The organism is Leptothoe sp. LEGE 181152, from assembly GCF_032906605.1.
GTDB lineage: Bacteria > Cyanobacteriota > Cyanobacteriia > Phormidesmidales > Phormidesmidaceae > Leptothoe > Leptothoe turfae.
Genome location: NZ_JASATU010000065.1, coordinates 1 through 22,141, shown reverse-complemented (window position 1 = coordinate 22,141; position 22,141 = coordinate 1). Strand labels below are relative to the sequence as shown.

Below are 22,141 nucleotides of genomic sequence, written 5' to 3'. Positions count from 1 at the left end.
CAACATATTTCTTTCGGGTGGTACAAAATTCTGGCAAATAGCGAGCAATATCGCGGGGTAAGCACGAGGCATTACCCCTACGGTGTTTCCATATATTGGAGATGTCAGGTGACCAACAAGGGGGTTAGGGTTCACCACCTTTTACATGGTCATCTAACCAAGACACCATTTCCCACAACACGTGGCCAACGGCTTCGCGCGAGCGATATACATGGCCCTCTGCCGGTAATGACACATAGCGCACCGTACCACCGAGGCCTTTCATCGCCTCGTAGAGACGCTCAGACTGAATCGGATAGGTACCTGGGTTGTTATCCTCAGCACCGTGGATCAACAACAGTGGCTCATTAATTTTTTCAGCGGCAATAAACGGAGACATGGTTAGGTACGTCTCAGGTGTTTCCCAGAAATTACGCTGTTCTCCTTGGAAACCAAAGGGTGTGAGCGTCCGGTTATAGGCCCCACTGCGAGCAATGCCTGCCTGAAAGAGATCGCTATGGGCGAGCAAATTAGCGGCGGTAAATGCACCATAGGAGTGGCCGCCGATGGCTAAGCGCTGACCATCGCTAACACCTCGTTCTACCAGCAAGTTAACTGCGGCCTCAGCACTCGATACCAGCTGCTCAATGTAGGTATCATTCGGTTGCTTATCCCCTTCACCCACAATCGGCATGGTTGGTCCGTTGAGGACAGCATAACCCTGCGTTAACAAAAACAAAACCGAATCTCGTCCTGGACGAGTGAACGTATACTCTGAGCGAGTATTCTGGCTAGCAACTGCACGATCTTTAAACTCTCGCGGATAAACCCAAAGCACCGTAGGTAAAGGGCCATCGGTCGCTGGATTATAGCCCGGTGGCAGGTATAGAGTGGCTGTCAGCGTGACTCCATCCGCACGGGGATAGCGCACAATTTCTTTTTGTACATCAGCATACCAAGCCAGGGGATCAACAAATTCCGTTAGAGGCTTCTCTTCTCCACTGGACAGCATCAGCTGATGATAGTTGCCTGGGCTAGTCTGAGATTCTCTTCGAACAATAATATTTTCAGCATTAGCATCTAGCAAACGCGTTATCCGACTAAAGACGTCTCCTTCAGCCTGCCAAAGACGCTCTGTTTCTAAGCTAGTCAGATCCAGACGATCTAAAAAGGGAAACACTCCATCGGGTGAAGCACCACCGCCGTTAAGGTACATACTCTTGCCATCCTCACTGAGCATCAGCACTGAACGGCCATAGGGCCCTGGCATCAGAACTGGACTACCTGGATTGGCATAGGCATTCTGAAAGTCTCTTTCATCTAGCAAGACTGGCTCCGAGGCAGTTTGCCCAAGATTAATGGACCAGGCTTTTAATTGACGGCTGTCATACCAGGCTTCTGTCACAACAGCAAAATCTTCTGTGCTCCAGGTAACCCCACGAAATCGCAGGGTGGAGCGCCATAGTTCTGTTGGCTCCCCGTCAAAAGGTGCAGCCAGAGTATACAGCCCATCCCGATGCTCCGCCTCATTGCTGGCATCACCACCGTCTAGGGCCTCTGTCCAGAATAGGGTGGCAGGCTGATCGGTCCGCCAGCCGATGCCCCGTTTACCCTGCCGCACTGAGTCAAAGGCAATGGGAATATCGTCGGCCAGGGGTAAATTCGCTAACTCATGTACCACCTCCCCCTGGCGGTTAAGCACCTCGTAACGCACCGGAAAACGAGATAGGGGAACCTGATAGGAAAAGGGACGATGCACGGTGGACCGTAACAGCCACTGACCATCGGGAGAAACCGTTACATTGCGGAGCAGGCTGGGATCATCCAGCAGGGTAATCTCTCCATCCAGGCTAATGTGGGCGATCTGAGAGGAGAAATAATATTCAAGCAAAGCTTCATCGTGGGGGCTCTGCAACAAATTAGTATAGGTGCGAGTCGCGGCCACCCGTCCCTGGCTGCTTTCAATCACAGGTCCAACAGGCACCTTAGGCTCAGTGGGGGGGACACCTAGCCCCTGGGGTCGCACTTTACAAATCAGCCCCTCATCCCCCGGCAGCCAACGACAAGGGCTGTTATACACACCATTGAGAAGCGGACCGCTCAGGGGTCTTGCCTTAGCTTCCGCCACATCTAAGACCCATAGCTCAATGCCATCAGCCTGGGTCAGCGTAAATGCCAAATAGCGATTATCGTAGGACCAGCGCAGGTTGCGGATCCGTGCATCCGGTGGTAAGTGGATGGGAGTACTCTCTAAGGTCCCTAGACGACGAACCGTCAGTCCTTTATAGGAACCTTCTTGGGCAGGTCCCCAGGTGTTAGGGTTGATTTTTGTACCTGCGATCGCAAGCCAGGGTTCTGATAATTCTGAAATTGGCAGCAGCGCCCGTCGTTCTAGTTCTACCAGCCACTGGTTATCTCGTGAAATCGACACTGCCGGTAGCGGGTCCACATCCAACATCGACGTAATCGGTTCAGGTGGATTTTGCCAGGTGGACAGGGGCTGATCGGTCTGGGCTGAGACAGGCATAGCAATTAAAGGAATAACAACAAGCGGGAGCAAGTGTCGAAACATAGCGTATTTTGGGCTAGAACCTAGAGTCTAGATGCTTCCCGCAGCCTTGTGTTGTGCTGTCATGAAATCTAAAAAACTCAACATACGGGAGTTAAAGGGAATGGGAAGTAGGGGCAATCCCTTGTGGTTGCCCTGAAACGACAAGGCAGAACAGAATCAATTCCTTGTGGTTGCCCTGAGGCAGCATTACATACCAGGAGCAATTCCTGATATTCACCCTCGGCAACAAAAAATAAGGGGCAGTAGAAAAATAAAGGACTGGTTAACAAAGGTATTAGGTTCTAGATAGTTAATCCTGCTGCCCCAAAAGGAATTCCTCCACATTTAGCCTGTCAGCTTCTGGAATGTTCACAACGACAAGATATCCAGCGAAATCTTCGCCATCAATATCCGTCAAGGCGGCCAAAATTTTGGGCATATCAGCCCGTTGTAGCCGCCCCTGATGATCATAGATTTCAATGGCAGACAGACAACCAATGGTAGGATTCCAGCCTGCGCTGGCAGGGTACTGACGGCTATTGGCAAAAAAGCCTGGATCTTCACCGGTACCGTGGATGCGGAAATAGTTACGTCCTGCTTTGCCGGCCCAGTAGGTTTGCTGAATGGGTAAATAATTACGCCAGGTTGGGGGCAGCAACGCCTGGTAGGCAGCCAGTCCACCGCTCCAGGATGCCTGACCTGCCTTAGTTTGGGATGGTAAAAAGGCTTGTACACCGGGTTCGTGGGGCACAAACAGCTGCACCAGGGCAAATTGACCGTAGGGTCGGAAGTAGTCGGTATCGGGCTGGGGAATGGTGCCTTCGATGCGATAAATTCCCTGGGGTGTTTCGCCTCGGGTGAAGTTCCAGGAGAGACCGGTGTGGAGCGATCGCAACCCCAACGGCACAGACCAAAGCTGTCCGTCTGCTTCGCGTACAAATTTGCCCTGGCGATCTTTGAGTACGGCCTGGCACAGCTGGCCTCGGTCAGAAGAGCAGAGCACGTAGAGATGCAACTGCTCAGGGGCAATGGTCCAATCTAATAGCTCATCCAGGGGCGGCATGGCGATCGGGTGATCGATGGCAGCAACATCGTGCAGAGTAGTCCTGAGGTATAGATCTTGGTGCCAGTTGGGGAAGCGTTGGCGGATGCGATCGCTGAGGACATATCGCTGTTGAGGCGTCGTTTCACCTTGAGCCAGGGCAGATAAGGCCATGGCTGACCATTTGGTATTGTGCACCTGGTCAACGGCATCCGCCAAAGACTGCCGAATTTTAGGATGGGCATTTGGAGCGCTTAAATACAGCTGGGTACCGATTTGAAACGCCATTTCTATGGTTTGGCGTTGATTGGCCGATAGCTGAAATGCGTTGGCTTGCCCCATCAGGTATGCAATAGCCTCATCAATGTATGCAGCCCGTGGTTCTAAAATGCCCGTAGACCAGAGGAGGTTTTGCCAGTGGGTCTGGTGCTCTTCGGTAAAGGGATAGAGGACCAGACTGTAGTTGTGGGGTTGGATGTGCGATCGCTGCTCTTCAACATAGGTTTCTCGGGCGGTTGCTGTTGCCACCAGCAGTTGGGTAATGGGCTGGGTGCCATTGCGGGTTAAGTCCTCAACCGCTATGGCGTCTGCCTTGGCGGAAAGTGAGGGACACAAACCAAGACAACAGACCTGAAGAACGACAAGACCGCTGACTCGATTGAGTTGGCTCGGCAGATTGAACATAAGGCTGTATGGGCCAACATTATATTTGGATCATGTTTTAAAGATAAAACATATCCCATACAGCAGCTTACGAGCCCAGACGTTATTGATACCCGTGCTAGTCATATTGTGGGAAAGCAACAATTGAAGGTTAGCCTTTATCCCATAATGCCGTACTCCCAAACCCAATCGGGGGCTAGGTCTTCTTTTTTCATTGTCTCTTGCTTTTTCATCATCTCATGGTGGTTATGGGTATCCCAGGTGAAACCTGATGAGGGAATCTTAGGCATCTCATAGGGACTGCCTTTTTCTTCTATGGTTCTAGTCGAAACAGACTGAACATTGTAAGACTGACTGCCAGGAATGGAGGGTTCAGGTGCCATGGTGATTGCCTTGGGTTGCTTGAGGCTTGTATTTAAATATGGATACATGCCTGTAGCAGTAAGTTCCAAGGAGGAAAAGCTGGTATTTTAATTTTTTCTGATTTTGGAAACCCATTGTTGGGTTGATGGTTGTTGGATTAGGTTGGGAAATACACAACGGTTGGTTTTATTGGGTTCCATAGATTCAACCCAACCAAGCATTGCCATGGGAAAATGTGGATGCATCCCGAAAAATGGAGATAATGTAGAATTAGTCTAGGTTAGACTGTCTGATTTTAATTGATGGACTCATGAGGCTAAAACCATTGATTAGTAAGGTCTGCATAGCCATTTCAACTCCACCATGGAGATTAGTCATGTCAGTGGATAACATTTGTCATAGAAATTTACCTAGCAGTCTCAATATACCTATCTAAGCTCTGTTCATTAGACGTTCTAAACAAAGCCGTTGTTTATCAATGATTGTCATCTAAGAATTCCAAGAGGTATTTAGTGTGATCCAAAATTGTCAAATCGATCAAACCCGCCTTGAACCCATGATGGACTGCATGGAAATCATGGATATCAGTGAGTTAGCTGATTCTGTTCCAGAAGATGAGTGGGACTGGAATATCATCTCAAAAAGAGCGGTTGTTTATTCTTGTGGGATCATTTGTCGAGATGGAGATGTTGTAGAACACAACCACCATCCGACCGAGTTTGACCTATGTCAGCGTCTATCCCAGGAAGCCGCTGACATTATGGATGGCATATATATCAAGATGGCAGATGAAGGCGATCATGACTTCTCACCATTCTATATTGTTGCGAATAGTGGCTCTAGTATTCCAGAAGAGATTACAGAAGACTTAATACGTTCAGCCTTTGGTGGCACCATTCACTATACTGCCAGAATCACGGTTGAGCCATTAGACGGAATCGTCAGTCGGGTAGAAGACAATGCAGACCTGGACTATGGCGAAGATGATGGGGATAAAGTGTACAGGCAAAGTGAAGAACGTTATGTCAAAGCTTGGCAAGCTCTAGCGAAATGGTTTAATGAAACACCAGAGTTACAGGCTCCTGTGTTTGTGAGTATTGACGAAAGAGGTGACGATGATGACGAGTCTATGGTGGGCTCTGTGTTTCCTAGGTTAGTGCTGGCACTGACTAAAAATGGTAGTTTAGTTGGTCTTTTTAGCTGTGTGGTTCATACTTAAACGAATCGTAGCTGTCAGGGTGGATTAGGGGGTTGCGATCGCACCATCGTAGGTTGGGTTTCATCTCATCAAAATCTCTCGCCTGCAAACAACAACCTGATTAACCAAACATTATCAACATCTCAAAACACTTTCGATAGCACGTAGAATATCTCGGACACGTAATTGCCAAGTTCTAGAAGACACGAATTTTATCCTCTAAAACAGGCTGTCTTAAGTGTTCTTTCAATGCGTCTTCAGTGCCAATATCTACAGTATGCTGAAGCAGATCTTGAAGAAATAACCTGATTTTACTCAGACCAAATAGCCCGATAGGACGGGAAAGCTCGACTAAACAATCAATATCACTATCGGCAGTGGCCTGATTTCTGGCAACTGAGCCAAAGAGCTGCAACGAGGAAACACCTAGCTCCTGTAGAACAGGTTGCTGGGCTTTAAGCTGAGCTAGAATTTCGTCTCGAATAGGAACCGACTTCATCCTGGTTATTGGCTAACAAGTATGAGCTTATCGTAGCAAAACATCGCAATCCATTGGTGGCAAGGTTGATGTTACACACCTTGCAGAGATTTATTGAATGGCTCGTAAATCAAGAATCTTACATCATAACTTCTGTTATCACATCACCGTACGATGTAATAATCGAGAATTTCGTCTGATACGCTATGAATGTCGTTCAGTCTTATTGCTAGGTGCCAGGTATTGAATTGACGAAACGGCGAGGATTGGTATGTAGAGACTGTGTTTAAAAAAGTTTAGATCTGGCTGAAGTGTCTATGTGCTATAGTTCACAAGCCTGGATGCGAGAGAAGAGATCACTATGGGAGGTGATGGGAGGTGTCCCAAATGGGAGGTGCCCCACTGAGCTTTGGGTCAAGTCATATCTCATCTGAAATTTCCAGGAGTCGTTTTCACGCCATCCTACCTTTTCTCCAAATTTTTCGAAGGCATCTTCATAGTACTTGTAATCTGCCTTACCGCCACGGTTCAGATAGATTTCTTTTTGCACACTAAAGCCAAAATGCCCGCCACTAAACTTCAGCCATAAATGGTCAATCAGCTGTAAGTCTTCGCAAGGAAAAGCTTTTATGCTGTCAACATTCAACCGTCCCGCTGCTTTCCGATTAGCTACCTCCAGCATCACTTTTTCAGTTTCCTTATCTGCCTCTTGCCACTGGGCGTTAGCCAGATAGTTAATCAAGTTCCCATAGCGAGGATGCACCTTCTCGCGCACAATACATATAGCATTACCGGGGGTATCAGCAGATTGAGTAAAAGGTTGAAGATCTCCACTAGTACATCTTCGCCACTCCTCCTCCGTCGGAAAACGATAATGATACGTTTCTTCATCTGGAACCAAGCCAGCCTGAGCACTTAGCCATGCACAAAACCAACGTGCCTCCTCCCATGTAATTGGGCAATAACAACTTTCATTCGCAACAGATTGCGGACAATTGTCTGGATTCACAGTTGCATGAAACTGCCCATTAGCGACATCTTGCAAAAATAATTGAAATTCTCCCCAAGATGCCAACGTTTTACGAATAGATATATTTTCATCAAGTTGAATAACTTGGCTAAATTTTTCTCTTTGGTCTAAGTCACTTAGAAACTTATCATTTTCTGTCACAAGCGAAACAGACTCAACTTTAGGTATATCTAAAATATTTGGCAATTCTTCTGTAGATGTAATAGGCATAAATGATGTTTCATTTATTTTTACTTTGCGCGTAATAAGAGCGAGTTCATTATCCAAGTGTTGAATGCTTTGTGCTGAGATTTCTCGTCCTTCCGTTCGACAACGATCAGCCAATGCTAAGAGTTCAGTATTATTACCTTGGGAATATTGACTTATTAGGGCATCCACCAATCCTGTTGCATCTTTCTGGGCTGCATAAAAACAAACTACTTCATGCCATCGAGCATTGTCCATATTCTCAAATAATATTGTCTCTCCAGCATCTCCCAATTCCTTTATATGGCAGGCGGCTAAATATTCTTGAAATGTCTGATGGCTAAACTCATACAGTCCTAACTCTTTCTCAACCAACAGGCCAGAAATATCTCGAATCTCTTCCCAAAACTGACCAGGTGCAATAGCTTGATCTTTATTGCATCGTCCTAACTTCTCCTCAACCCAAAGAGTAGCATCCGTCAAGGTAAATTGGGTTACTTCCCGTTGCACCATCTCCCAAGCTAATAACTGCAACAACGCCTTATTCTCTGTCGCAGTCAGACTCAGCTTTGTCCCTTTCGCATAGGGTCGAGTTCCCAGAAATAAATTACAAATCCGCTCGTATAGCTCCACCCGCCGCTTAGGTAAAAATGTATCCGCCCGATGGGTATTAGCAATCAACGTTAGCAACAACGGATTGCTGGCGATGGCCGTTAGTTGAATATCTGCAAACAGCTGCTTCCTTAAGTCAGCCGCACTTTTTTCCACTTCATCATCAATGTGCGCACTAACCTGTTCAGAATCTAGCTGCTCTCCCCGTTCCTGCTGGTTACTACCCCACTCCCGCTCATACAGTGCCCGATACCAGTTATTGATAAAGTTTTCCTTTTGAGGATTATTAAACTTCAGCACCTCTAGCCGAGTATCAATTTCAATTGGATGGCTGGGCTCATCAGGTCGTAGGTCAAAGCCATGGGGCCGCGATGTCAAAATAAACTGTACATTGCCATAATCCTGCATTTGGGTATCCACCCAACGACGAACACTTTGGCGATTTGCTTTGGGTACTTCGTCCAATCCATCAAACAGCACCACGCATTTGCCCTCTTTGAGAACCTGATCAAACCAATGCTTTGAAGGCTTCAGGTTCTTACAGCCTCGCTGTTTTGGAATATGCTCCACAATCAGCTCACTCAAGCTGAGAGATTGTACGATTTGTTCAGAGCCTAGGAGCATGCCATAAATTTCTCGCAGTCGTAGTAGCACCGGAATAAACTGCGGCGTATCCTCCGGTGGGTCAATGGCATAGGTACGGGTCAAATGACGCATCAGCGTCGTTTTGCCATAACCTGGGGCTGCCAAAATTGCGATGCGTCGATGAGGCGACTGGTTCGGTGTTTGATAACGTTTGGGCAAAAAATCCCAAATCGTTTTCTGACCTGATAGATTCAGCTGGTCACGGGTTTGAATCTGCAGCGGCACATAAACCTTATCCAACGCTAGAGGCTGTAAGTTTTGAAAACCTTCTAGCTCAATGCGATCGCATTGAACCTTCAAAGCTTCCAAATATTGCTTATCAAAGCCACGATTTGCCATCAGCTGGGCTGTCTTGCCCATTTCTTGACTAGACGTTTCCCCTACCTGCTCGCCCAACTGCTTTAATCCAGCCTTCCATTTCTCAATTATGGGCCGCCCAAAACTATCGATAAAGCTAGCCCCTAGAGAAACAATGAACGATATAGCCGCTGCAGGAACATCCTTTACATAAAGGTTGTACAAGCCATATCCACCACCGCCATACACTACAGCTTTAGTAACAGCATCAACGAGCTTTTCTTCAAATGATTTCTCAGGCGGCTGCTTTTCAGGTGAAGGCATAGGAAACGGTCATCTGAGGGATTCACGCACCTATTCTACTTACTTAGCATTCTCGTCAACAGCAAAGCTACTTCGGTTCTTCATTAACCGTTTCAGAATCAGTTTTTTGAGTGCTCTCAATAACAAGCTGATATAACCCCGCCTCGGCATAATCCCACTCGATAGAGTCATTTTCCAGAATCAGACCGCAAGGGCTAACCTGTAATGCCTCAAAATCGATATCTGTAGCATTGACTCAATCAGGAAACTGCTTCACAGCCAATGTTCCTTGAGTACCATCTTTAAACTCGATATGAAACTCACCATTTTCATATCGGGCGCTCACAATCTCCCAATGATCAAAATCACGAGCAACAACATTTGTTTCAATTACAGGTTGGGTAGTCATGGATATTAACCGTGAATTTCTTTCCATTTCGCCCAAGCATCACTCCGACGAGGTCTTAGATATGCCACTAAGTCATTGATGGTCGATGTCTTAATTGGGCCACGTACAATTTCAGTATCTCCGATCTGTTACCCATAAGTGCCATCTTGGCTAAAAACCACTATCAAGCACGCATGGCAAATCTCTTTTGTCCCTTGGTAAAACACGCTAATCTGCAATTTATATTTGGCATATTGAGTTACACATAGCTACAGACGAAAGCTGTTCGCGATCGCAAACTAAATGCACCGAGCCAACAAAAAAGAGATTGCTAGACAATATTTTATGCACTGTATAAACGTGATAACTAGCCAAACATTGACAATCAATAACTACGCTTCGTAGGCCTCCATAGGTAAGCAAGAGCAAACCAAGTTGCGATCGCCATAGGCCTGATCGATCCGATTCACCGTCGGCCAGAACTTACGGTTCTTGGTCCACTGCGTCGGATGCACCGCCTGCTCACGACTGTAGGGTCGATCCCAATCAGCCGTCAGATCCACCGTCGTATGGGGCGCATTCACCAACGGATTATTATCCTGGGGCAGTTCACCCGCCTCAATTTGGCGAATCTCATCACGGATGGCAATCATTGCTTCACAGAAGCGATCCAGCTCTGCCAAAGACTCACTTTCAGTCGGCTCCACCATAATGGTACCTGCCACCGGCCAGGACATCGTGGGCGGATGGAAACCATAGTCAATCATGCGCTTGGCAATATCATCCACATTCACATTGGCCGACTTCTTAAAGTCGCGCAGATCCAATATGCACTCATGGGCAACCAAACCAGCATTGCCCTTATAAAGAATGTCGTAGTGACTTGCCAAACGCTTGGCAATGTAATTGGCGCTGAGAATCGCTGTTTCAGTGGCATGGATCAGACCAGCAGTCCCCATCATCTGAATGTACATCCAGGAAATGGGCAGAATGCTAGCGCTTCCCCAGGGGGCAGCTGCAACCGCACCGACGGACTGCTCAGTGCCCAGGGCGGGCGTCAGACTATGGCCAGGCAAGAAGGGCACCAAGTGCTTTTGTACACCAATGGGGCCAATACCCGGGCCGCCACCGCCATGGGGAATACAGAACGTCTTGTGCAGATTCAGGTGACACACATCGGCACCAATGTCCCCCGGGCTACACAGGCCCACCTGAGCGTTCATGTTGGCCCCATCCATATATACCTGACCACCATGCTGATGAATGAGGTCGCACACAGTGCGGATAGTGGCTTCAAATACACCGTGGGTGGACGGATAGGTAATCATCAAAGCCGCTAGCTTATCGCTATGCTTCTCAGCCTTGGCAGTCAGATCCGCCACATCAATGTTGCCGTCGTCATCGCACTTAACGCTGACAACTTTCATACCGGCCATGACAGCACTCGCTGGGTTTGTACCGTGGGCAGATTGAGGAATTAAACAGATATTACGGTGCTCGTCACCTCGTGACTGGTGATATTGACGAATTACCAACAGACCAGCGTACTCCCCCTGGGACCCGGCATTGGGCTGTAGAGAAATGCCAGCAAAGCCAGTAATCTCAGCCAGCCAGGTTTCTAGTTGCCCAAACAAGACCTGATAGCCTTGGGTCTGATCCAAAGGCGCAAAGGGATGAATCTGACCAAATTCAGGCCAGGTGACCGGCATCATTTCAGCGGTGGCATTTAGCTTCATGGTGCAGGACCCCAGGGGGATCATGGCCGAGGCCAGGGACAGATCCTTCATTTGCAGCGCGTACATATAGCGCAGCATCTCGGTTTCTGAGTGGTAGCTGTTGAATACTGGATGGGTTAAGTAGTCGCTAGTGCGGGCTAGCTCTGTGGGGATAGTGGGCTCAGACTTAAGCAGTTCTATGGCTGGCATCGGCAGCTGGCCTGCAAATACCTTAAGGAGATGGATAACAGCCTCAGGGGTGGTGGTTTCATCCAGGGAAATACCAAGGGTGGTGGCATCAATGCGGCGGAGATTAATACCTTGGGTGAGGGCGCGATCGCAAATCTCCCCAGCCTGCTCACCCGCATCCACCGCCAACGTGTCAAAGAATGGCGCTGGCGGCAGCTCAAACCCTAGCTTACTCAGCCCTGCCGCCAGAACCACCGTCAACCGATGTACTCGGGTAGCAATGGCCTTAAGCCCAACTGGACCGTGGTACACCGCATACATGCTGGCCATGACCGCCAGCAGCACCTGGGCCGTACAAATATTGCTGGTCGCCGAGTCCCGACGAATGTGCTGCTCACGCGTCTGCAAGGTTAAGCGCAGAGCCGGTCTGCCCTTACTGTCTTTGGAAACACCCACCAGACGACCGGGCAGCTTACGGGCATAGGCCGTCTTGGTGGCAAAGTAGGCAGCATGGGGACCGCCATAGCCCAATGGCACACCCAAGCGCTGGGTATTGCCCACAGCAATATCTGCCCCCATCTCGCCCGGAGCCTTTATCAACGTCAGGCTCAGTAGATCGGCGGCAACGGTCACCAGCGCCCCCGCTTCGTGGGCAGTGGCAATCACATCGGTATAGTCAGTGATTGCTCCAGTACTGGCGGGATACTGCAACAGCAGACCAAACAAAGGTTGACTAAAATCGGGAGCCTCGCTGACCACCACGTTAATTCCCAAGGGCAGCGCACGGGTTTGAATCACTTCAATCGTTTGGGGATGACAGCTGGCTGATACCCAGAATGTCTTGGCGGCCTTGGCGGCTTTGTTTTTGCACACGCCTAGACTCAGGGCCATGGCTTCAGCAGCAGCCGTGCCTTCGTCCAGCAGCGATGAGTTGGCAATTTCCAGCCCCGTCAAGTCGCTGACCATGGTCTGGTAGTTCAGTAGCGCTTCTAAACGACCCTGGGAAATCTCGGGCTGGTAAGGGGTGTACTGGGTGTACCAGCCGGGGTTTTCTAAAATATTGCGCTGGATGACGGGCGGGGTGATGCAGTTGTAGTAACCGAGGCCAATGTAACTGGTAAGGACCTGATTTTGGGTTGCGATCGCACGAATACTCTGTAACGCCCCATGCTCACTCATCCCCTCTCCCACAGACAAGGCACTGGCTAATCGAATCTCACCAGGCACCGCTGTATCAATCAGTGCTGATAGACTGTCATACCCCAGCACCGATAGCATCTGAGCGATGTCCATCTTCGTCAGACCGATGTGCCGTTGAGGAAAATCATTGGGTACAGCTAACTCATTAGCCCAGGTATTTGAAATGGTTGCAGACATCGACTCAGACTGTTCGTAGGACATCAATAGCTCCAGATAAAGCAGTTTTATGGACTGACACCAGCAAGCTGAACACCAGCTGAACCAACAAGCAAAAACCATCAGACATAAGCTGATGGCTACAAGTACTTATTCTTACCTATTTCATTGGGGATTTCACCTGCAATTCAAAGCCTGCTTTTCAAATATGGCACCTCTATAGGGGCGTCGAATGCCCCCCTACAGACCCTCAACCTGTTCGGTATACTCCTCAGCCGTCATCGTATCGTCATCAATATCATCCAAATCATCAGCTTTGACCCGAATCAGCCAGCCATCACCATAGGGGTCATCACCAATTTGCTCCGGGGCATCTAGTAGCTGATCATTGCGCTCAAGAACCTCACCATTCACAGGAGACTTTAGATCTTCTACCGCTTTGACAGACTCAATCGTGCCAAACTTCTCACCAACTTCTACGTTGTCACCCAAATCAGGCAGTTCCAGAAACACAACATCACCCAACTGGTCAATGGCAAATTCTGTGATGCCGATGGTAACGATGTCACCGTCAATCTTTAGATACTCGTGAGTATCGGTATATTGCAAATTGTCAGGATATTCAAAGGCCATGGGGGTTCCTCAACAAGTCCATAACTTGTGAACAATAAGCCGCTGCTGATTTAGAGGATGAATCAATCTGCAAGACGGGCAATTAGCCAAGACTTTACAGATGGAACCATACTCAGGATCAGCAACGCCCACAATGAGACGCCCAATGCCTGTGATCACAGGCCTTAAGCATGTTGCTCCCTGATGGATAGCATTCGTTGATGAAAGTTTGCCACGGAAGTTGGCCCAATTGATAGAGGTTTTAGACTTTTTCTTGGTTTTTATAGGATTTTTTTTGTTAACTTGCCTCAAAAAAACATTGATGCCATACACTAGCCGCAGAACGTATGAGTGACCCATTCGCAGACCCTGGCAAATCCATGGCAAATTTTACTGACGATATCCCTGAAGCTAGGCGTGAAACCTTGATGGCAAGCGCTGAGCCAGCGTTAGCTAATTCTCCTGCAAACATCACACCGTGGATTTTCCTAACGATGGCAGTCTTAGGGTTGGGCAGTGCCGGGTTCTGGTGGCTAAGGCCCAGTACATCACTGACAGATGCACCTGACATTGAAGCACCGCCCGCTACCACAACCAGCTCTGCCGTTGCCGCAGAGACCCCGGAAGTCACTGCCAACACACCAACAGCCACTCCAGACAGCAATGAACCGGGTAGCCCCAATAGTCTTTTGGGCCATCGTCCTTACGATATTGCCGATGCCACTAGTCTGACCCCATTATCGACTAATGCCATGGTGCGGCTCCAACCTGAAGCCGCTCAAAAGGTGGAAACAATGATCACCGATGCTAAAGCGGTGAGTGTACGTTTGGGTGTTATCTCTGGGTTTCGTTCCTTAGAAGATCAGCAATACTTGTTTTTTGACCTGAAGGCAGAACGGGGCCAAACGACTCAAACCCGTGCAGAGGTCAGCGCCCCTCCTGGATATAGCGAACATCACACAGGCTACGCAGTTGATTTTGTTGACCTCTCACAACCTGCCACTGAACTCAACGCCTCTTTTGAAGAGACTCCAGCCTTTCGCTGGCTAAAAGAGAATGCAGCCTACTACGGCTTTGAAATGTCGTTTACTAAAGACAACAATCAAAATGTTGCCTATGAGCCCTGGCACTGGCGCTATGTAGGTAATCAAGAGAGTTTAGAAATGTTCTATCAGGACATTAGAGAATAGTAAAAGCCTCATGATAAAATTTGCATCCAGAGAGCAATAATCACGTCCGATTACATACTGGATAGATTGAGCATAAGAAACAAATATCTCTAAGCTAAGGTAACGCACTTTTAAGATCTTCTCTAATTCTTCTTGCTTTGGATGCTTCAGCACCACTGACGACCAAAAAAACGACATCCAAACTTGAGTTACAAGAGACGAAGACATTGTAGTTATCCTGCTCTCCATACACACCACCTTGGACAGGGTTGATATTTTTTAATCCATAATTAGCAAATGCTCTTGACATGGACTCTAGGCACTGAGCTTCAGAAACTCGTAACTCTTTTGTATGTGTGTGTATATCTGGCCGCTTTACTGAGTTGACAGATTTAGGTTGGTTGACTAAATAAGTCGCTCCAAAAGTTAATAGACTGCTAACAATTGCACCTGTTGCAGCTATGGTTTTCCATCTATTTTCAAGAAACGTTTTCTTATGTTCTAGATTAAGCTTTTCTCGTTCTAATCGCAGCTTCTCTTTCTCTAGCTGTGGCAGATCCTTAGCTAGAGAAACTGTCACCAACAGCTCCTTAGGCCTTGGAATTCCTGATGCCCAACGAATGATATGGCGCTCAATTTCAACGTTTTTAGTATCAGTTCTAGTTCCATCATAGTAAAGCGCCTTAAATTCAGCACCGGGAATAAGTAGGGCATCACAACGCCAACCACCCATCGTTGCTATCCAATCCTCATTTTTAAGATAGATATTTAACTCAATAACCATGGCCAATTTAGACTTAATAAAACTTATAAATATTTAACTTTCAATTTTAAACTGAAATTGTTGGTCTGCTTTTTCCGTTTTCAACTAACTCCTAGCATCAGGTAGTATGATGAAATTTTCATAAAGAAAAAAACTTGTCTCAAAGGCAAATAAAGCAGTGCAGGACAATTTCCAAAAAGCAAGCGTTTTAGGTAATTCTTATAGGAAACAATTCCAAATAAACTCTGCTCTTTGTTGCTCAATATCCATCTCAATAGCTTTAGCTTTTGCAGAAGTTATGAATGCATCCTTTGGAATGTTCATATTTGACAGCTGATTCAAGTGTTGCTCGTACTGCTGTTCCTCAGTAGTCAACTGAAGCGTAGTCGGACTAATCAAGCGTTGCCAGATAGCTTCTGCTTTTTGCATATCCAGACCCAACTCACTAGCTTTAGCCTTGGCAGACACTACAAACGCGTCTTCTGGAACTTTCAAATTCCAAAGCTGAGTCAGATATTGCTCAAATTCATCATATTTTATATCTGAAGCTGCAACTTCAAAGCCAATATGAGTAGACTTTTGCCAAACATGAGGCTGAGTCGATGCCGACTGTTTCTCCGGCTGTGCTACAGCAACATTTTGAACAGACGCCCCAATCCCCTGACCAGTCTTTAGTTTATATTTCGTAATTACATGCTGAACAATCGTCAACTCACGCTTATAGTCTGGGCAATCCTCTCCTCCCTGCTTATCTAACTCATCTTCTCGCAGCTTTAAATAAGTCATCAACTGTTCATAAATCGCCTGTTTTGTCCCTGCATTCTCGGCTGCCGCATCATACTGAGCATTCAACTGTCGCTCAATTTCTTCCTTATCTGGACGACAAGCCAACACCTGCAACGTCTGAGTTACCTCTTCCCAACTCGATGCCAGATCCACATACTCCTTACCCGTCACACTATCTCGCGAATAGCGCACTACTGGCTCCTGAGTACTTTTATTCTCACTAAGCTTCAATATCCCCAGCGCTCTTGCCTGAACTACCAACCAAAAAACCGCCTCATCTTCAGGAAATACATCCCAAAACGGAGCATTCTTTTGAGTATGTACTGGAATCGGCAAATCACGGCTCTCCCCACGCAGCTGTGCCCGCTTTGCCTCGATCATCTCCCCCTTCCAATCTTGATAAGCATTTCGCAACTGCTCCATGCCCTCAACACATCGCAGCGAGAAACCACCAATTTCCTGCACAAAAATAATTCGGTGTCGTTCCTGATCCCCAAGTGGCGTAATCGAATCCGCACTACCTACCAAATTCTGCAAATAGGGCACTAACTTTATCGCTGCCGGATTGCTAGAGTTCCGTCCACCAATCACAGCCACTTTCGTATTAGCAGCAGGCGTAAAGCTAGCAGCCAACAGCTTACCTTCAGAGAGGCGCATCAAGGGCTTTGAACGCTGATTAACTAATCGCAAATTGTTACGAATTTCTTCTGGCTCATTTTGCATGGCCTTAAGAAAGCGATCGCAAGCCGCCAATTCTTGCTTCAACCGTGACGCGTCCGGTGCTTGCTGAACCACCCGCTGAGTATGATCAGCGATCTTTTCCCTAAAATCTTCGTGGTTGACTACTTGCAACTGGGTAATGTCCAATAGTCGCATCACCTCATCTGCCTGACGCGTCTGTTTCCAAAGAGGACTAGTCGCTTTGAGGATATCAGCTGTTAGCGTCTTACACACTTGATCGATGCCCGCAGTATAACGGCTTTGATTAGTACTACCCGTTCCCGCCAATCGCTCAATTAAATCCTGATACAGTCGGTTTAACTCCTCCCGCTCATAAAGCTTCATCCCATTAATTTCTAAAGCATCTGCCCGATCAGCCTCCTGATCTGCCGCTTGCTGAAAATAATCTCGCTGCTGCTGAAGAAACTGCTCAAAACGCGATAGGCGTTCATCTAAATGATCTATCTGATCCCTCATTTGAGCAATTATGTCTAACCCAATTGCTCGTGCCTTACGCTGGATAATCGCAATAAAGCTGCCTTCAAGACCACTCAGAGCCGCTTCACAGCTTCTCTCCATGTCACTCTGTTTGGTGAGGCCAAAACCAGTTCTAGACTCTCCAATTTCACGAATAGCTGCCTCGTACTGTCGTTGACGATTCAGCTCATTCGGTTGCCATACTTTTTCGGATTCACGTCGAAAGTTTTCTGCTGCATTAGTGAATAACTGACGCACATTATCAATAAATGCCCTAGCAAACTTCGGTCCCAGGTTGCGATCTCTAATAATCTTATAAAACTCTTCCTCCAGGGATACTCGCCCTTGGGACATGATGCGATCTCGATTGTCATACATCCGTTGCAAAAAGTCGCCATGGGTGCGTTCATCCACTCCCTGTTCCCGCAGATGATTACTTCGATAGTCATCTATCTTTGGTTGTAGAAAATTCAAAAAGTTGAGAATATTCCCCTTTTCAGGGCCTAGCATATTCACACCCTGAAACGTGCATTGCAGCTTATCTTCATTCGATATCTCATTGCGCAATGCATTGATCCAGGTGCCAATTTCAGCCATCATCGGCTTTTCATTCGCAGCTGAAATATCAGCTAGCAACTCAACTGCTGTCAAACGCATGCGTTTGAGAATATCCCCTTGCACGAGGTCCATTACATTGGGTGGCAACGGTGTAGCGTCATTGAGCCACCAATTCACTAGTTCACTACTAAGCCGATGTGACAGTGTAGTACGAATTTGAGCAATGGGAATCTCAACAGCAGACAGCCCAAAACTCATAAAGTTCTTAGGATATCCTCGTCCCTCTGGATCTGCCTGCGCCCAAGCACCCTTCATGTTATCTCGAATAGAGCGCTTATGCGGCGCAAAATCCGAGGTCAAATCTAAGAAAATATTTTGCGAGATCATCTCCCGTAACTGGTCGAGCTTAAACTCGGTTTCACCGTTCTTTGTACCGACCAGATAGGTAAAATCAAACGGTGGTACGGTATCCCGTACTTCATTAGTCAACCCACTCCCGAATTGAGCTACGTATTCGGTGCGATAGTCCGAAAAGTAACTCATTTCCATCAAAGCCGCATAACCATTTGCCTTGACCCGATCACCAACTTTAATACTGGCAAATGCATTGGGCATGGGCACCATGGCTGTAATTAACGGACTGCTTTGACCCTTGAGCCAGTGACGAATACAGTATCCCAAATCAATCAACATGCCACTTCCGGTACCGCCGGAGAGTGACCCCACAACAAAGACATTCAGACCATTACCGCTAACACGAATGTCATAGGTATCCTGCATATAACCCTCATGGCCTTTGATGCGGGCACAGGCCTCGTGAAAACTCGCTTGAATTTTGTGGTAATTCGCGAAAAAAGCAAAACGGCCATAGGCCCGAATCTGACCGGCACCGGCTTCTAATGCGCCGATGTTCCGCTCTAGCTCCTGCGGAAACCATGTCTCAATCCACGGATATTTATGGAGATTACGCATAATGTCACTGACATCTTTGCCACTGACCTTAGCCCAATATTTCTCATGATCTAAAAGGTGCGGACCTGCCGCCTCCGGGTTAGAAACTTTATAATCCTTATCCGTATCAATCCATAGAAAGCTAATGATAGGTAGCTTCTTAAGTGAACCGTAGCTTTCTACAATCTGACGACGTAGCCGCGACAGCACCTCAGCACCGGTACCACCAACACCCACAATCACAGTGGGCACCATTGTTTTTTCTTCTACTGGCATTAGGGGGTTCTTCCTACCGTGATTGTGAACAAACTAGAGAGTTGCCTGTTTAGTAACGAAGCAAAATTTTCTAAAAAATATCCTCAATGAGGTTATAGCCATATTCTGAGCCAGGTGGATTGTTCTCACCACGACGAACTTCAACCAACAGAGGCTCACTCCGTCGTTCTCCGTCTTCTGTAAATTGAAACGCTTCTCCAGATGTCTCAGCATCGCTTAGGCTGATACCCTTTAGGGCGGCCAACACGCTATTACGAGATGCGTCCTCAGACAGTGCAGCTAAAAAGACTTGAGTCGCGTCGTAGCTCATCGCTGTGCGCCAGTTAACGGCCCCATTCCATCGCTGCTCACCAGAGGCTGCAAAGTCAGCCGATTTAGGAGATGCCGCAAACCATGGAATGGCAACAATCAACCCTTCTACACTTGTTCCGCCATTTGTTAGTGTATCGATACTGTAAAGTGAGTCCCCTGCCAATAATCTTAGTTGATCATTTCCAAGCTGCGCCGTAGCACGGGCTAGTTCAATGGCAACAGAAGTATAGGCTGTATCTGGAAATAGCAAAATAGCTTCAGCATTATCCTTAGATACATTAGTTGCTACCTCAATGCCAGCGTTGAGGTCAGGAGCCGTCATATCTATTGAAGAAACGTCCCCACCCAGAGCAGTAAATTGTGTTTCAAAAGCGGTCTGTAGGCTGGAACTATAGCTACTCTCAGGATTATAGAAAACGGTGGCTTTAGTGATTCCCAAGTTATCGCTAGTGTAGTTTGCTAATTTTTTAGCGGCGGCAGCATCAGAGGGCACCGTTCTAAAAAAAACGTCTCCTTGCAGATCTGTACTGGTACTGGTTGGAGAAATCATGGGTAGATCAGCACGTTCATAGACGTCTAAAGCAGCCTCACTGGCACTACTTGAGTTGTGCCCAATGACACCCAAAACTGTTGGATCATCACTGAGTGCTTCTGCTACCTGAGCCGCAATCTCTGGTTCGTTACCGTCATTGGCAATCACGATTTCAACTAGTCGCCCGTTAATACCATCCCTAGAGTTAAGCTCATCCTGTGCCTGAGCTACACCACGCAGCATTTCTTTGGCAGAATTTTGGCGGTTATCAACAGGTACAACCACCGCGAGTCTTAACGGGTCGCCTTCTTGTCGTGCGATCGCATTGTTATAAAAAATCAGGGGTTCAGGATCATTACGATTCCCTTCAACAGCACGTTTGAATAGCTGACTGGCCTCTGCATAGTCCTCCTGCTGAAAGGCTTTAATTCCCTGATCTCGCAGTTGGTTGCCAACACCTGAAAACAGCGTTTGCTGTCCCCAAGCGAAACGCTTAGGCTCCCAACTGTAGGGATTATCTGGGTCTATGGGTGGATCTGGCGAAGGATCTGGCTTATCCACACATCCTTCGCCAGATGACGACTTGACTTGGCCGTCTGGGCACGGCGAAGGATCTGGCTTATCCACACATCCCTTGCCAGATGGCGACTCGACTTGACCGTCTGGGCAAGATTTGTTGAATGCAAACCAACCGCCGCCACCTAACAACAATAAAGCAACAGCACTTAAGCCTATAGCCTTAAGTGGTACGCTACCGCCACCAGTACCATCACCAATGACTTGTTCTCGTGTCAAGTTACATAAAACACAATCATCACCAAAATTCTCGTAGGGTTCATGGGGACCAGCAGGACTTTGATTGTCATGAATTTGCTGGTCCTTGGCGACTCCTTCACACACCCAAGGCTTTGGCATCACGCACTCCTATACTATTTATAATAATTACTCACAACAGCTTCTAACCCTCAATTAGCAAGGGTGGAGGGGACGCTCGGTCCTAGTTACATCATTTCGATGTGCTGTTATAAATTTGACATGACACTCAACAACATAATTGCTGCACTATGCACTTTCTATACTGTGCACCAGCCCTCACAACAGCCAGGACGATACGATACACTTGTCATGAATTGAAGACATTACTTGTAACATGCCTGATATTACAATATTTAGATTGTCTTGCTTATTACCCTAGACAGTCTAGGAGCACCCTAAATATATATAGCGCCTAGATTTTTAACTTATGCACTTTGACACTACACTGACATAAATGCTTAATCCCTTGAGTGGGATTTTAGTTTATCCAGACAAATTTGATATAAGCCAATATGCTGATTCAGTGGTCATCTGTAAAGACAATGACATTGCGAATCAGCGTTAGAAAAGCTACTGGGGTGAGTGCAATATTCGGAAGTCATAAGGAGGCTGCTGCTGAATTCTATGTTAGGAAAAGCGTCTCACCTTAGATTGTCACCCACTTATACAGAGCCAAGTGCTGAACATAGATTCCAAAGAGGTGGCAAAACGGATGCCATCAAAACCACTATGAGGGCACTCCAAAAAAGAGCGTTTCCTAACGCTATTCGCCCTGTTAAGTTCATGGGGAGCTGTGTCTGTGCTTTTAAGAGTCGATCCAGCGGTAATACAAATGTGAAAGCTAAACTGATGCCAATCAGAGCCCAAATCAGCAGTTTCCAAAATGGAGCACAGGGAATCGCCAATATAGAGGGCACCTCTATTTATTAGGCTTCTGAAAAATCGAGTCTCATCTGAGACTGTTATCCTCCCCTTTTTTAGATGTTGAAGGGTTCCAAACGGACAAAATCTGTTCATGGGGGCTGTTTTAGAGCTGGCTATCCTGTTGCTTAGGCCGTGGCTTCAGCCATGTCTTGCTTTAGCCAGAAGACATAGCGCTTGAAATTATAGGTCAAGTTTTTGAGACCGAGCATGATTTCGGCTCTCGCTAACCCAATGGTTCGAATGACTTTAC

At 47.2% G+C, this 22,141-nt stretch carries 13 protein-coding genes and 1 pseudogene; 3 read left to right on the top strand and 11 right to left on the bottom strand.

Translation table 11 applies throughout. The features are described from left to right. Positions 1-124: 124 nt before the first annotated feature. The 3 genes from QGP82_RS29270 to QGP82_RS29260 all read right to left on the bottom strand — a co-directional run bounded on the left by QGP82_RS29270 (position 125) and on the right by QGP82_RS29260 (position 4,618). Positions 125-2,506 carry an alpha/beta hydrolase family protein gene (locus QGP82_RS29270; protein WP_499061784.1) on the bottom strand — a complete coding sequence of 794 codons (2,382 nt, stop codon included), beginning with the start codon at positions 2,504-2,506 and terminating at the stop codon, positions 125-127. Between the two features lie 334 nt (positions 2,507-2,840). After that, positions 2,841-4,256 (bottom strand): hypothetical protein, encoded by a 1,416-nt coding sequence (locus QGP82_RS29265; RefSeq protein ID WP_499061783.1) that lies wholly within the window; start codon positions 4,254-4,256, stop codon positions 2,841-2,843. 137 nt (positions 4,257-4,393) lie between these two features. Then, entirely contained in the window at positions 4,394-4,618 is a 225-nt protein-coding gene (locus tag QGP82_RS29260; protein ID WP_163667544.1) for a hypothetical protein, read from the bottom strand. Positions 4,619-5,112: 494 nt separating this feature from the next. Here QGP82_RS29260 and QGP82_RS29255 point away from each other — a divergent pair, with 494 nt between their 5' ends. Further along, entirely contained in the window at positions 5,113-5,817 is a 705-nt protein-coding gene (locus QGP82_RS29255) for a hypothetical protein (protein ID WP_499061782.1), read from the top strand. 175 nt (positions 5,818-5,992) lie between these two features. Here QGP82_RS29255 and QGP82_RS29250 read toward each other — a convergent pair whose 3' ends face one another. Next, positions 5,993-6,295, bottom strand: coding sequence for a nucleotidyltransferase family protein (locus tag QGP82_RS29250; RefSeq protein WP_499061781.1), 303 nt, complete (start codon positions 6,293-6,295; stop codon positions 5,993-5,995). A 97-nt stretch (positions 6,296-6,392) separates the two neighbouring features. Between QGP82_RS29250 and QGP82_RS29245 the strand changes: the two are divergent. Next, a pseudogene (locus QGP82_RS29245) lies at positions 6,393-6,503 on the top strand (transposase); the annotation flags it as partial. 93 nt (positions 6,504-6,596) lie between these two features. On the opposite strand, the gene QGP82_RS29240 reads toward QGP82_RS29245, so the two are convergent. The 4 genes from QGP82_RS29240 to gcvH form a co-directional block, all read right to left on the bottom strand. Then, positions 6,597-9,368, bottom strand: a complete 2,772-nt coding sequence (locus tag QGP82_RS29240) for a GUN4 domain-containing protein (protein ID WP_499061780.1) — start codon at positions 9,366-9,368, stop codon at positions 6,597-6,599. A 235-nt stretch (positions 9,369-9,603) separates the two neighbouring features. Beyond that, complete coding sequence (locus QGP82_RS29235; protein WP_499061779.1) at positions 9,604-9,756, bottom strand: hypothetical protein; 153 nt, start codon at positions 9,754-9,756, stop codon at positions 9,604-9,606. Positions 9,757-10,127: 371 nt separating this feature from the next. Next, on the bottom strand, positions 10,128-13,040 hold the full coding sequence (gene gcvP / locus QGP82_RS29230; protein WP_499061778.1) for an aminomethyl-transferring glycine dehydrogenase: 2,913 nt from the start codon (positions 13,038-13,040) through the stop codon (positions 10,128-10,130). A 195-nt stretch (positions 13,041-13,235) separates the two neighbouring features. After that, on the bottom strand, positions 13,236-13,628 hold the full coding sequence (gene gcvH, locus QGP82_RS29225; RefSeq protein ID WP_006515337.1) for a glycine cleavage system protein GcvH: 393 nt from the start codon (positions 13,626-13,628) through the stop codon (positions 13,236-13,238). A 326-nt stretch (positions 13,629-13,954) separates the two neighbouring features. Here gcvH and QGP82_RS29220 point away from each other — a divergent pair, with 326 nt between their 5' ends. Continuing rightward, positions 13,955-14,797, top strand: a complete 843-nt coding sequence (locus tag QGP82_RS29220; protein ID WP_499061777.1) for a M15 family metallopeptidase — start codon at positions 13,955-13,957, stop codon at positions 14,795-14,797. A 94-nt stretch (positions 14,798-14,891) separates the two neighbouring features. Here the strand turns inward: QGP82_RS29220 and QGP82_RS29215 are convergent, their stop codons facing one another. The 3 genes from QGP82_RS29215 to QGP82_RS29205 all read right to left on the bottom strand — a co-directional run bounded on the left by QGP82_RS29215 (position 14,892) and on the right by QGP82_RS29205 (position 21,066). Then, entirely contained in the window at positions 14,892-15,560 is a 669-nt protein-coding gene (locus QGP82_RS29215) for a hypothetical protein (RefSeq protein ID WP_499061776.1), read from the bottom strand. A 198-nt stretch (positions 15,561-15,758) separates the two neighbouring features. Next, on the bottom strand, positions 15,759-19,307 hold the full coding sequence (locus tag QGP82_RS29210; RefSeq protein ID WP_499061775.1) for a tubulin-like doman-containing protein: 3,549 nt from the start codon (positions 19,305-19,307) through the stop codon (positions 15,759-15,761). Positions 19,308-19,377: 70 nt separating this feature from the next. Beyond that, positions 19,378-21,066 (bottom strand): ABC transporter substrate-binding protein, encoded by a 1,689-nt coding sequence (locus QGP82_RS29205; RefSeq protein WP_499061774.1) that lies wholly within the window; start codon positions 21,064-21,066, stop codon positions 19,378-19,380. Positions 21,067-22,141 lie beyond the last annotated feature (1,075 nt).